Origin of the sequence: Moritella sp. PE36 (assembly GCF_000170855.1) — a bacterium.
GTDB lineage: Bacteria > Pseudomonadota > Gammaproteobacteria > Enterobacterales > Moritellaceae > Moritella.
In genome coordinates this window covers 1-13020 of the sequence record NZ_ABCQ01000045.1, presented here as the reverse complement: position 1 = coordinate 13020, position 13020 = coordinate 1, and the positions used below count along the sequence as shown (strand labels likewise).

Genomic DNA, 13020 nt, shown 5'->3' with positions numbered 1-13020 from the left:
CTTACCGTTGACTAAAGAAGCTGCAGTATAAAATTTCATTGATTTATGTCAACTTATTTAGCTAATATTTTACCCCTAAATGAGTGGTCATTCATGTTTATGGTCATTAGCTGGGAATACCTTGATATTCAATGTCAGCTATTTATTATGCTGGAATAAGTTTATGTATTTGAGGCCGCGCTGTTATGGTCTTTTCTCAGATTAGTTAATCGGTTTTGGGTAATGCCAAAAACCGAATTGTGTGCGTATTCTCCTTTATTGTTCATTGAACCCGCGATGATGTTAGTGAGTAACTGAATAGCGTCAGTGACATGGTCAATTGCCCAGATATGGAATAAACCTTGCTCAACAGCCTCAATAACATCGTTTCGCAACATGAGATTATGTACATTAGCGCGCGGAATTATCACCCCTTGTGTTGATAGTGATGTAATCGATGAACAAACATCAAAAAAACCTTCAACTTTTTCATTTACCCCGCCGATGGGTTGGGCATGGCCAAATTGATCCATTGACCCGGTGATGGCGATATCTTGACGTAACGGTACTTGCGAAAATGCAGAAATAATAGCACAGCATTCGGCAAGCGAAGCGCTGTCACCATCGACTTGACCGTAAGATTGTTCGAACGTTAAACGTGTCGTGAGTGGGATCGTGGCAGTTTGGCCAAATACCGACGCAATATAAGCGGATAGGATCATCACGCCTTTGGAATGGAGGTTACCACCAAGCTTCACTTTACGTTCAATATCAAAAATTTCCCCTTCGCCAAAGGAGGCCGTTGCGGTGATACGCCCTGGGATACCAAATTCGCTGTCAGATGTTGCAATAACGGAAAGTGCATTAATTTGTCCTACCACATTACCCTTAATATCAATAAGAGTGGAACCATTCATAAAGCTTTGCAGTAGATAGTCTTGTAATCTACCTGCTCGTTGCTGTTTGTTTGTCAGCGCTTGTTCAACATGGTGATGACGTATAAGTGTGGCATTTGCAAGACGTGCACAATAATTACTTTCACGTAATAAGTTGGCGATATCAAGTGAATGCAAAGAAAGCTTATCCTGATCTTCAGCTTGGCGTGAGCTGTACTCGATGATCCGACTCATGGCTTTACGATCGCAATGCAGCATATTGTTATCGTGTACGATACTCGAAATGAATTGTGCGTAGTGTGCTTCTGCAATGTCTGTTCTGGGCATTACATCTTCAAAATCAGCGGTAACCCGAAATAATTCTCTGAACTCAGGATCATATTGTTGTAGCAGTTGATAAGTCTGATAATCCCCAAAGAGAATGATCTTAACTGAGAGTGGTATTGGTTCTGGGTCTAACGAAATGGTACCGGATAAACTGACTTCGCGTTCCAATGAACTTAAGTTTAATTTATTGGCGCGCAAGGCGCGTTTCAAGCCATCCCAAACATAAGGTCGCTCTAGTACTTTGACCGCATCAATCATTAACACCCCGCCATTAGCACGGTGTAAACTACCAGCTCGGATCAAGGCGGCATCGGTAAACACGGTACCTTTGAAGGTTGCACTTTCGATATAACCAAAAATAGTATGGTAATTAGGGCTGTCCTCGACCACGATAGGGAAGGAGTTGGTTTCTTGACAAACGAGCACGTTAATTTGATAGCGGCGGGGCATTTTTTTATCTAATGCGGCATAAGCCAAAGAGATATCATCCTCGCTGCCTTCAACAAAGATCTCAAGATTGTCTAATATGTCTTTATTCATCGCGATGAGATGCGATTTTACCTCGGCTAAATGATTGTACTTTTCTTTCAATGGCGTGGTGCAATGGATCAATACATCCTGTGCGATTTGTTCGTCAAGTTTTTGGATCTTATCGGAGAACTCTTCTTCCAAAATGGTTAATTGACGGATAATGTCACGCAGTTTTATTTCTAATTCTGCAATTTTAGTTTCAAATCGTTTCTTTTTACTGTCACTTAATGCTTCAAAATCGTCTTCAGAGTAGGCTTCATTTTTATCGTTCATGGCGACAAGCTGGTAATCGCCTTGTACCGTTAATGTTAAGCTAATACTGTGCTGTCGGGCTGACTGGGTCAGATCTTGTAAAATGGCTTCTTGTTTGCTTTCTAATCGATTTTTTAGTTTCTCAGAGCGAGCGAAGTAGATCTCGTTATCAAAGGCCATAGGTAAAGCTTTAACTAAACGATGGATAAGGTTTTCGATATCTTTTTTAAATTGATGGGCGGAACCTGCGGGTAGTTTCAATACTTTTGGGTGACGAGCTTCATCAAAATTAACCGTATAACACCAGTCAAAAATAGTATGATTATTACTGCTCGGTTCGTGTCGGTTAAGATAGCGTAATATCATCGTACGCTTGCCCAGACCGTTGTGACCGAGTGCATAAATGTTATAGCCTTTTTCTTTTATCGACATGGCGAATTCGACCGCTTGTTGTGCCCGGTCTTGGCCGATGATTTGATCGAGTGGCTGTAGGTGTTTGGTTGATTTACAGTCGGCAGCAAGCTTGCTCAGTGTTGAGGTTCGATACAACTGGCTACAACTTAGAGGTTTTATCGACATACAGTTCCCTCTTATAAAACAGCTATACCCCTAGTGTAGACATAGATCGCTTGTGTGAGCATACTGTTTTATACTTCACGGCTAGCTTATAAGCGACCAAAAGAGAGAAAGTAGGAATGATAGTGAACGCTGACACCCTTATTATATTGGATTTCGAGACAACAGGGTTATCTCCTGATATGGGCGATCGTGCGATTGAGATCGGTGCGGTAAAAATTGAAGATGGTGAGATCACAGGGCGCTTTCAAGAACTCATGTATCCAGGTCGTCGTGTGAGCAGTTTTATTGCCGATTACACGAGTATCACTAATGATATGTTAGTCGATGCCGCACCTTGTGAAGAGGTGATGCATCGCTTTGCCGATTTTATCCAAGGTTATAATTTAGTTGCGCATAATGCCTCATTTGATAAACGTTTTTTAGATGCTGAATTGACGCGTATTGATCGCGGTTATGAAGGTGAGTTTAGCTGTTCACTGCTGGTGGCAAGACGTATTTTCAAGATGCACCGAGCCATAAATTGGGTGAGTTGATTAAATATGCAAATATACCGTCGGATGGTGGCTTTCACCGCGCGTTATTTGATTCGGAAATGACGACTAAACTCTGGTTAGTGATGCTAGATGAAATGAAATCACGTTATAGCTTAGCCACCATTCCTTTTCAGCTGGTACAAAAGTTGACTAAAACACCGAAAAAATCAGTAGATAACTTTTTACGACGTTATGCTAACTAGCACGCTATAACCAATTGATTTTTTGTTGCTTAAAACGTACAGTAACAAGGTATTACAAAGCCATATTATGGCGTGATTTTATTAGAGTCGGTAGGCAAGATAGGTGACCATTTATGTCAATGATTAAACCATGGAAGTTAATAAGTCTGTTATTTATTTTACAGTTATTAGCTGGCTGTGAATCAAAACTTGAACAAACGCAAACGACAATTAACCAGCAAGTCGCGAGTACTGCACAGTCGCTTACTCGACTTGGGTCGGCAATTGAAACGGGTTCAGTGCGTAATGTAAGATTGTTGTCTGAATATGCGCACGTTTTAAAACAACAAAAACCAGAACTCACTCGTATCGCAAATTTGATCGCTGAAGATGCCACGCGACAGGGGCCGTTGTATCAAAATCTGGCGATGCGATTAAATGATGTTAAAGCGGAAACGTTGACGTTAGACAATGCGGGCTTATTGCTTGATGAATTGACGCGTATTAAAGAAGCGTCTAAACAGAGCTTATTTAATGATGCGTTAACCGATCCGATTAATGTGTTGGCGGATATGTCCGATGGGCAACTTGCTCGTGTTGGTGCTATTAGTCAGCAGGCAGAACAAAATGGTGGTGGTGCTGATTACGGTGCTGGTAGTCAGATGGTCGGTAACCCAAATTACGGTAACTGGCAAAGCGGCAGTGGTGGCACCAGTTTCTGGCAGTGGTACGGTATGTATCGTATGTTGGGTGATTTAACGGGTCGTGTCGGCTATTCAAATTGGAGCCAAAATCGTCGTTATAGTTACTACAATGACTATGGGCGTTCACGTTATACCAGCCCTAAACAGAGTGTAAAGCAAGCTGCCGTTGAAACTAAAACGCGTAAATCATTTCAGCGTAAAGGCCAGTCATTTAGCTCGCCTTATGCGAAAAAACGTTCAGGCGCGGCTGGCTTGAGTCGTTCTAGTTATACCCCAACCAAAACGGTGAGCAGCTACTCTAAACCGAAAAAGTCGTTCACTAGCAGCAAAGCGACGAGTAATACGGGGTCATTTCGTAATAGTGGCAGCCGTACCTCACGTGGTGTCAGTCGCGGTAAATAGACAGTCTTGCGCAAATAGACAGCCTTAAGCAAATAGACAGAACAGTAAGTTATGGAGATTGAGTATGTACGAGTTTGATGGATTGACGATGTGGACGACACAAGCACTGATTATTGATTTTATTATCATCATTGCTTTATTTGTTAGTTTAAAAATGATCAAAGGCTGGGTTTCAAATTTACATGCCAATGATGAAATTGCCAAGCGTGATAATTTTGCTTTTGGTATTAGTTTTGCCGCAGGATTAGCAGGTCTTGCAATTGTATTAACTGGCGTCACCAGTGGTGATTTTGCTGATTCATTATTTGAAGAAGCAACACAAATGGCAGGATATGGCTTATTAGCGATCGCGTTAATTAAAGCAGGTCATTTTTTCCAAGATAAGGTGGCATTACAAAAAGTCAGTCTGCACGATGAAATCGTTAAAGGTAATGTGACAGCCGCATTTGTTGAGTTTGGTCATATTGTCACGGTTGCAATCGTGGTGCGTTCTGCGTTGATTTGGGTGCTTACAGAAGGTTGGCATGGTTTACCTGTGGTGATTGCCGCGTTTGTTGTGGCTAACATTATTATGCTATTAGTGAGTAAATATCGTGTGCACTTATTTAAACGCACCGGTGATTGCCTGCAACAGCTTATCTTAGATGATAATCTGGCTGTTGGTATTCGTTATGCTGGGTTTTTAATTGGCTCTGGCTTAGCGATCACTGCGGCAACAGGCCTTGCGCCGTACGCTGCTGATAATATCACTCAGAGTCTGACGTACTGGGCATTCTCAGCGATTATCAGCGTGGCTATTTTTGCTGTTTTACAATTGATCACCATTAAAGTGATTTTATCCGGTGTTGATATTGCTGATGAAGTCATTCGTCAGAAGAACATTGGTGTTGCGGTTATTTCGGCAGCGGTATCGTTTTCAATTGGTTTAACAATGGCGACGTTACTCGGTAGCTAATTCGCTATTGCGGCGATAATTTTTTAACAATAGTTATTTAAGCATGGTCATTTTAGAATAGTCATAGCTCAGACTCGATATCGATTGGCAGTAATAACAATGCTAACGTGTTATTGGGCCTGGGCTTTTTCATTCCTGAACACTCTATCTCAATACAGTAAGGCTCCGTGTGGAACACTCAGTTGTAAATAGTGATAATGAAGTAAAACAAGCACAGCAGCGTAAACGGTCATTATTGTTTCACGATGCGTTATTAATCTCGGTCATGATCATACTTGCTGGTTGTGGTTTGATCTATGAATACTTGCTTTCGCATTATGCAGGCAGGGTGTTAGGCTCGGTTGAAAGTGCGATTTATGCCATGATCGGTACCATGATTGTGGCAATGGGTATCGGCGCGTTTATGGCGCGTTGGTTTAAAGATGCTTTTACCGCATTCGCTTGGTTAGAAGCCTTGATCGCCTTAATTGGTATGAGCTGTATTTTGATTATTTCAGCGATGATCGCCGTGAGTTATAGTTTGCCACAGTTATTATCGGCGACGTTCAACTTACCCAGTAATGTTGTGCTCGATGGTTATTTACCGCAACAGCTAGAAAAAATCGCTAAATTTATGCCCTATGTGTTTGGTTTAATTCTCGGTATCTTTATTGGTATGGAGATCCCACTGATCGCTCGAGTGCGTCAGCAAGTATACGGTCGATTTTTAGAAAATAACGCCGGTACTATCTATGGTGCAGACTATATTGGCGCTGGTATTGGTGCGGCTATTTGGGTTTCTATCATGTTGTCGTTACCCATAATGGAAGCCGCAGCCTGGACGGCATTATTCAATGTTATCGCAGGTCTGGCATTCTTATGGCGCTATCAAGATAAGATCCGTTGGGCTAAACTATTATTCCTTTGCCATTTGTTATTAATTGTATTGTTCTCGGTTATTTTAACTTTGGGTACAGGTTGGTTAGTGCAATTAAGCAGTGTGTTATATAAAGATAAAGTGATCTATTCACAGTCGACAAAATATCAGCACGTGGTGGTGACTGAGCGTTATTTGAAAAACCAAGTGGAACCAGTAACCGATTTATTCATTAATGGTCACTTACAGTTTTCCAGTGTCGATGAGCAGCTGTACCATAGCTTATTAGTGTATCCGGCAATGCTGGCATCTAATCGTCATGATAAAGTGCTTATTATTGGTGGTGGTGATGGATTAGCACTGCGTGATGTGTTGCGTTGGCCTGTTAAGGCGGTGACATTAGTCGATTTAGACGCTGAACTATTGGCCCTGTTTGGTGCCAATACAGTTAACTATGCTGCGCCTGAAACGATCAAACAACGTATGTTGCGATTAAATGAAGCGTCATTACAAGATCCACGGTTAACCTTGTTTGCTACCGATGCATTTTTACAAGTCGAAAAACTACTGGATGAAGGGGCTAAATTTGATACCATTATTATTGATTTACCCGATCCGAATCATCCCGATTTGAATAAACTCTACAGTGATTACTTTTATAATCAGGTGCGTCAATTATTAGCTGCAGACGGGGCATTAGCCATACAATCAACCTCACCTTATCATGCCCAACAAGCATTTTTGAGTATCGGTAAAACGGTGAAAGAAGCGGGGTTTTTACACGTTGAACAGTATCAACGAAATATTCCGTCATTTGGTCAATGGGGTTGGACAATAGCAACAACACGCGGAAAATCGGCAAGCCGGCGTATCAGTGATGTCGACACTTTACCTGTGCCATCGAACTGGTTAAACAAAGAATTTTTATTAGCGTCGTTTGTTTTCCCCGGTAATTTTTATGACCGCATAGACACGATTGAGATTAATCGATTAGGCTCTGGGGTATTGTACGATTATAACCGTGAAGCGTGGCAAACAGAGTCTGAGCTGTATAAGAATTAGTTGTTGAGAATAATGATTAATACTCTGTAACTATGCTATTTATTTTAATGTTGGTAAGTGAAAATAACGATGGAAGCAAAAATATATAATCAACGCTGGTGGTTAAGTAGTTGCGATAGTGAAGCGCTTAAACGGGTGATTTCAGCAGATCTCAACCGCGCCGGTTTTACGGTCTTGAACTTCGTTGAGCATTATTTTCAGCCACAGGGTTATACCGCGTTGTGGTTGTTAGCCGAAAGTCATGCCGCAGTACATACGTTTCCTGAAGAGGGGAAATCGTATGTTGAACTATCCAGTTGTGCTGCTTCTTTATTAGAACTTTTTGACCGTTACTTGCGTGATGCGGCTGCCAAACAGCAGTGGCAAGTAACGACGTCTTAGTTTATGAATAGAGCAGTTTCAAACTCATCGCAATAGACATGGTGACCATTAATGGTTTAATGATTTTAACGCCTTTTGATAATACTAAACGTGAGCCAAGTGTTGCCCCTAATGCTTGGCCAACTAACATAATGCCTCCCAATGCCCAGAGTACCTTGCCGCCGAGTGCAAAGAATATCAACGACGCTATATTCGTCGCGAAGTTTAGCACTTTGGCGTGTGCCGTTGCTTTAGCCAACCCAAACCCTGCCAGTGATACAAACGCCATTGCAAAAAAACTGCCAGTGCCTGGACCAAAGAACCCATCATACAAACCAATACCGAAAGCCGCCGTTATTGCAAATAGCGTTGGCGTCAGTAGTTGATGTTTATCTTCATCGCTAATTTGTTTGGAAAACAAAAAATAACCACCGATGGCAAGAATAAGAAAAGGTAAGATCACTTCCAGTATACTTGGGTCAATCGATTGGATCGCAATACTACCGAGTGCTGAACCGACGAAAGTACAGGCGATGGCCAATTTCATTTTCTTCACATCGACCATGCCTTTACGAATAAAATAAAAACTGGCAAAGAAGCTACCGCCACAGGCTTGCAGTTTGTTGGTTGCAAGGGCTGTTGCAGGAGGAAGACCCACCCATAATAATGCTGGAATAGTCAGTAGACCACCACCGCCGGCGATAGAATCAATAAAACCAGCGACGACAGCCACTAAAAATAACAGTCCAACAATTTCTGCTGATAACTGAAAAGACATATCCAAACCCATGATGTTGTACTCCTGCGTAATTTTAATTGCAATATCTTGAAATAACTTGGGTATATAATCTTATTTGCACGATCAACGCAAAGGAGTTATCTTCTTTGTAGTGTGAGATAAACTCACACAGTTTGTATTCGTCATCTAAAATGAGTATTGCTATGTATCCTAATTTACCACCATTAAATGCCATGCGTGCTTTTGAATCAGCCGCAAGAAATGTGAGTTTTACGCTAGCAGCCAAGGAATTGTTTGTGACGCATGGCGCCGTGAGTAAACAGGTGAAGATATTAGAGCAATACCTTGGTGTGAGCCTATTCATTCGCCAACATCGAAAATTAGTCCTTACTGAAGAAGCGAAGCCTTATTTGCTCAAGGTGCAGAATGCGTTGCAAACAATTAATAGTGCTACGCAAGAGCTCATATCCCAGCCACAATTGGCACAACGTATCGCCATTAATGTATTACCGAGTTTAACGATTAGTTGGTTAATCCCGAGCCTGGAAAGCTTCAAGCTCAGCAATCCTAACTTATTCGTTGATTTATCAATTGGGGATTTTACGATTGATTTTACTCAGCATCAGTATGACGTTGCGATACGGAGTGCGAAGACACCACCACAAGGTTGCAATGTGATCAAGTTGATGGATGAAGATTTGTGCCTTGTGTGTTCGCCACAACTAGCCAAGCAGATGACATCACTGCATGATATCAATAATATGACTTTGCTTGAGCATACTTCGAGACCGGGTTTATGGCGTTATTGGGCAGATGATATCGGCATGGAATTAACCACGGATAATAAGTTTGGTATGGAGCATTTCTACATGCTTAGTCAGGCTGCGGTAAGTAGTATGGGGGTGGCACTGATCCCGCGATTTTTTGTCACTCAGCAATTAGCAGATGGCAGTTTAGTGGTGCCATTTTCAGCCGGATTTGTCAGTCCATATAGTTATTATTTACTGACGCCAACGGCCAGTCCATTACCGCTGAAAGTACAAACCTTCGTTGACTGGCTATTGCCTTTATTTGCACCGTATCGATAACCATATTTGTGCGGGAACTGGCTTGTATTAACGACGGATTATTTTTCGAGATACGACTTCAACACCCGGTTGGTTGCGGCCATTCACGGCATTTAACGCCATTTTAAGTGCGTGTTCGGCAATTAATTCAAATTGCTGCGGTAATGATTGAATTTTACTGGGTAAGAAATCCAATAAACGGTTATCACCAAAAGTAGCTAGTTTGGTTGTTGCCATTAAACTTGGGTTGAGTATCAAGCAATCCAGTACGCCTTCAAACAGCGTATATGAGGTGGCTAAGATGGCATCAGGAACAGTATCGTTATCTATCCATTGTTGCACTTGGGCTTGACCTTGTTCTTGACTAAAGTGATCGCCATAAGCGGTTAACTTTTTAACTGGGTTTCCATGCTGCTTGATCGCGGCGAGGAACCCTTGCTCACGCTCTTTCGATATACACAGGTCTGGTACTGCGCCAACTAAGCCGATAGAACAAATATCTTGTTGTAATAAGGCTTGGGTTAACTCATAAGCCCCGTCTAAGTCTTCGCTGATCACGCACGCAAAAATTTCATCATCCATGGCGCGATCTAATCCGATAACCGGCACACCATTGGCTTGAACGGTGCGGTAATAGCTGTGATCAGCAGGCAGGGCACTCGCCACTAATAACGCATCAATACGACGACTTAATAAGGTTTCTGCGACTTTTATCTCGGTATCCACATCATCATCAGAGCAAGAAATAATGAGCTGGTATCCGGCTTTACGCGCATCACGCTCAAGTAATTTGGCTAACTTTGCATAACTGCTATTTTCTAAATCCGGAATGATTAAGCCAAGCGAACGATTGCTGCCACCGCGTAACGATTGTGCGGCATGATCGGGGCGGTAATTATGCTCATTAACGACAGCCATTACTTTCTTTTGGGTTTTTTCACTAATACGGTACTTACTGGCTTTACCATTGATCACATAACTGGCTGTGGTACGTGATACACCGGCTAGTTTGGCTATTTCATCTAATGTCATGGTTATTTCATCCCTAATCTGTGCGCTCGCTCATAGTTTCTGACATGATTTGTTATTGAACAATTGTAATCAGCCCAGAAACACTTCAGTATATTAGCTGAAAGGTTTCAGCAATGCCATTTATAATCATTTTGTCATCACTGAAGCCTTTTTAACGGCCTATTTGCTGAAACGATTCAGCTGTCGTGTTGATGCATATTGAAAGCACAGAGTAAGTAAAGAGTAAGCAAATATTTAAACAAAGAGTAGTCGCATTATTACCTACGATATTATTTACAGAAGTATGGAGTAAAGTTATGTTGTCACTGTCTTCGAATGACATTCAGTTAAATCAATCGGCGCCGAGCAAACAGCACGCCATTAAAGCCCTTGCGCAAAGCTTGGCGAACAAAACATACGTTGAAGCAAGTTATGTCGACGGTATGTTAGCGCGTGAAGCGCAGCACTCTACGTACTTAGGTAATGGTATCGCTATCCCGCATGGCACCGTTGATACACGTGACTTAGTCAATAAAACCGGAGTGCAGTTACATCATTATCCACAAGGTGTTGATTGGGGTGAGGGGCAAATTGTTTACCTCGCCATTGCGATTGCGGCTAAGTCAGATGAACATCTTGCTATTTTAAAGCAACTCACACATGTACTCAGTGCTGACGGCATCGAACAGCAACTACAGCAATGTGATAGTGCTGAATCGGTTATTACCTTGCTCGAAGGTAATAATCAGCAATCAGCCACACTATTAACCACAGACCTAGTGCAACTTGCTTTCCCTGCGCAGGATTTATCACAACTGACGGCTGTTGCAGCAGGGTTACTGAAGCATCACCACTGTATTGATAATACCGGTGTCGCAGATGCGATCACATCACCTGCGACTCATCTTGGTCAGGGCTTATGGTTAGCGAAAACAACGAAGTCAGTAACCACTACTGCGATCTCATTTGTGACCCCAGCACAGAGATTACAGCAAGGAAGTTTAGCTGTTGAAGGTATGATCATGCTGGCAAGTGCTAACAACTTGCATCGAGATAATATGCAATGCGTGATCGATTTAATTTATAAACAACAAGTCAGTCAATTGTTTAATGCGGATGCCGAGACCATTATCCGTTTATTAACAGAAGTAAAACCGAGCGGCATCACGGCCACATTCACTATCCATAACAGCCATGGCTTACATGCAAGACCAAGTGCAATACTGGTGAGCATCGCCAAGCAATTTCAGGCCGATATTCAAGTCACCAACGCGGCTGGTAAATCAACCAATGCGAAAAGTTTAATGAAATTAATGTCTTTAGGCGTGCGTTGTGATGAAGCATTAACATTTACGGCGAATGGTGGTGATGCGGAGCTCGCACTAAAAGCCATAGGTGACGGTATTGAAGCTAGATTAGGTGAAAGTAAATAATGACCATGCAATTAGCAAAATTAAAAGTAGTCACGGTAACGTTAAACCCCGCATTAGATTTAACTGGGCATTTACACACGCTGACGAAAGGAGCGGTAAACCAAGTTAAGCACTGTGTATTAGCGCCAGCAGGTAAAGGTGTGAATGTGGCTAAAGTACTGGCAGAACTGGGTGCAGAGGTGACTGCAACTGGTTTTTTAGGCATTGAGAATGAAGATGCTTTTTGTCAATTATTTGGGCGTATCAAGGTCACAGATAGGTTTATCCGCGTACAAGGTGCCACGCGCATCAACGTTAAATTAGTCGAAGCCAGCAGCCAGGTCAGTGATATTAATTTTCCGGGTGTGAGCGTAACGGCTGCCGCGATTGCGGAATTTGAAACCATGTTATTTAACCTATCCCTTGATCACGATGTATTTGTCATTGCGGGTAGTTTGCCTATTGGCGTGACACCTGAGCAATGTGCGAATTGGATCGCACAGTTACAGCAGGCAGGTAAGAAAGTATTTTTTGATAGCAGCAATGCCGCGCTGAGTGCAGGTATTGCAGTTCAGCCTTGGCTCATCAAACCGAACGATGAAGAATTGCTGCATTGGGCGAAAGGTGGATCACTGGCAGATCAGTCTTTGGCAGAAATTGCTGAGCAGTTATCAAGTACAGGTATTGCCAACGTGGTGGTATCACTGGGTGCTGAAGGGGTGATGTGGTTAAACAAAGAGGGATGGTTACAGGCAAAACCACCAACAATGGATGTTGTCAGTACTGTCGGAGCGGGTGATACCTTGGTCGCTGGTATGTGCTGGGGTCATCTCAATAACTGGGATAAAAAACAAACATTAAGTTTTGCGACTGCGTTATCTGCATTAGCAGTAACACAAGTTGGTGTTGGCGTTAAAGATTTTAATGAAGTGATCACCTTGAGTGAGCGCATCACTATTTGCGAATAAGGGATATTAATAATGAAAATTGCAATCGTAACGGCATGCCCAAGTGGCATCGCAAGCAGCCTCATCGCTGCAGGTTTATTAGAAAAAGCAGTAGCAGAATTAAATTGGCAAGCAGATATTGAGTGTCATTCATCTGTGGCGCCAGTGACGTCTTTAACACAGCAGCAGATCGCAGCGGCGGAGTGTATTGTTATTGCCGCTAATG

At 42.4% G+C, this 13020-nt stretch carries 11 protein-coding genes and 1 pseudogene; 9 read left to right on the top strand and 3 right to left on the bottom strand.

Features of this window, described 5'->3' with window-relative positions:
• Positions 1–161: 161 nt before the first annotated feature.
• Positions 162–2564 (bottom strand): Lon protease family protein, encoded by a 2403-nt coding sequence (locus PE36_RS18415; RefSeq protein ID WP_006033579.1) that lies wholly within the window; start codon positions 2562–2564, stop codon positions 162–164.
• A 116-nt stretch (positions 2565–2680) separates the two neighbouring features.
• Between PE36_RS18415 and PE36_RS18410 the strand changes: the two are divergent.
• From PE36_RS18410 to PE36_RS18390, 5 genes and pseudogenes are all read left to right on the top strand, one after another.
• Positions 2681–3300, top strand: a pseudogene (locus PE36_RS18410) (PolC-type DNA polymerase III).
• A 113-nt stretch (positions 3301–3413) separates the two neighbouring features.
• Positions 3414–4385 carry a hypothetical protein gene (locus tag PE36_RS18405; protein WP_006033576.1) on the top strand — a complete coding sequence of 324 codons (972 nt, stop codon included), beginning with the start codon at positions 3414–3416 and terminating at the stop codon, positions 4383–4385.
• Between the two features lie 64 nt (positions 4386–4449).
• Positions 4450–5340, top strand: a complete 891-nt coding sequence (locus PE36_RS18400; protein ID WP_006033575.1) for a DUF350 domain-containing protein — start codon at positions 4450–4452, stop codon at positions 5338–5340.
• 169 nt (positions 5341–5509) lie between these two features.
• A complete protein-coding gene (locus tag PE36_RS18395; RefSeq protein ID WP_006033574.1) occupies positions 5510–7258 on the top strand; it encodes a polyamine aminopropyltransferase in 1749 nt (582 codons plus the stop codon).
• 69 nt (positions 7259–7327) lie between these two features.
• A complete protein-coding gene (locus PE36_RS18390) occupies positions 7328–7639 on the top strand; it encodes an S-adenosylmethionine decarboxylase family protein (RefSeq protein ID WP_006033573.1) in 312 nt (103 codons plus the stop codon).
• A 1-nt stretch (position 7640) separates the two neighbouring features.
• Here the strand turns inward: PE36_RS18390 and PE36_RS18385 are convergent, their stop codons facing one another.
• Positions 7641–8396, bottom strand: coding sequence for a TSUP family transporter (locus PE36_RS18385; protein WP_043994788.1), 756 nt, complete (start codon positions 8394–8396; stop codon positions 7641–7643).
• 164 nt (positions 8397–8560) lie between these two features.
• Here PE36_RS18385 and PE36_RS18380 point away from each other — a divergent pair, with 164 nt between their 5' ends.
• Positions 8561–9445: a LysR substrate-binding domain-containing protein gene (locus tag PE36_RS18380; protein ID WP_043994784.1), complete on the top strand. Its 885-nt coding sequence runs from the start codon at positions 8561–8563 to the stop codon at positions 9443–9445.
• 27 nt (positions 9446–9472) lie between these two features.
• Here PE36_RS18380 and cra read toward each other — a convergent pair whose 3' ends face one another.
• Positions 9473–10456 carry a catabolite repressor/activator gene (cra, locus tag PE36_RS18375; RefSeq protein WP_006033570.1) on the bottom strand — a complete coding sequence of 328 codons (984 nt, stop codon included), beginning with the start codon at positions 10454–10456 and terminating at the stop codon, positions 9473–9475.
• Between the two features lie 296 nt (positions 10457–10752).
• Between cra and fruB the strand changes: the two genes are divergently transcribed.
• The 3 genes from fruB to PE36_RS18360 form a co-directional block, all read left to right on the top strand.
• Positions 10753–11868 (top strand): fused PTS fructose transporter subunit IIA/HPr protein, encoded by a 1116-nt coding sequence (gene fruB / locus PE36_RS18370; RefSeq protein ID WP_006033569.1) that lies wholly within the window; start codon positions 10753–10755, stop codon positions 11866–11868.
• On the top strand, positions 11868–12815 hold the full coding sequence (gene pfkB, locus PE36_RS18365; RefSeq protein ID WP_006033568.1) for a 1-phosphofructokinase: 948 nt from the start codon (positions 11868–11870) through the stop codon (positions 12813–12815). The genes fruB and pfkB overlap by 1 nt, the downstream gene beginning before the upstream one ends.
• A 12-nt stretch (positions 12816–12827) precedes the next feature.
• Positions 12828–13020 (top strand): PTS fructose transporter subunit IIB (locus PE36_RS18360; RefSeq protein ID WP_006033567.1); only part of this gene is annotated, 193 nt, incomplete at its 3' end.

What these genes read in the sequence shown, in the direction of transcription:
- PE36_RS18400 (WP_006033575.1), top strand. Translation starts at nt 4,450, where the DNA reads ATGTACGAGTTTGATGGATTGACGATGTGGACGACACAAGCACTGATT.
- PE36_RS18405 (WP_006033576.1), top strand. Translation starts at nt 3,414, where the DNA reads ATGTCAATGATTAAACCATGGAAGTTAATAAGTCTGTTATTTATTTTA.
- fruB (WP_006033569.1), top strand. Translation starts at nt 10,753, where the DNA reads ATGTTGTCACTGTCTTCGAATGACATTCAGTTAAATCAATCGGCGCCG.
- cra (WP_006033570.1), bottom strand. Translation starts at nt 10,456, where the DNA reads ATGACATTAGATGAAATAGCCAAACTAGCCGGTGTATCACGTACCACA.
- PE36_RS18380 (WP_043994784.1), top strand. Translation starts at nt 8,561, where the DNA reads ATGTATCCTAATTTACCACCATTAAATGCCATGCGTGCTTTTGAATCA.
- PE36_RS18415 (WP_006033579.1), bottom strand. Translation starts at nt 2,564, where the DNA reads ATGTCGATAAAACCTCTAAGTTGTAGCCAGTTGTATCGAACCTCAACA.
- PE36_RS18385 (WP_043994788.1), bottom strand. Translation starts at nt 8,396, where the DNA reads ATGTCTTTTCAGTTATCAGCAGAAATTGTTGGACTGTTATTTTTAGTG.
- pfkB (WP_006033568.1), top strand. Translation starts at nt 11,868, where the DNA reads ATGACCATGCAATTAGCAAAATTAAAAGTAGTCACGGTAACGTTAAAC.
- PE36_RS18390 (WP_006033573.1), top strand. Translation starts at nt 7,328, where the DNA reads ATGGAAGCAAAAATATATAATCAACGCTGGTGGTTAAGTAGTTGCGAT.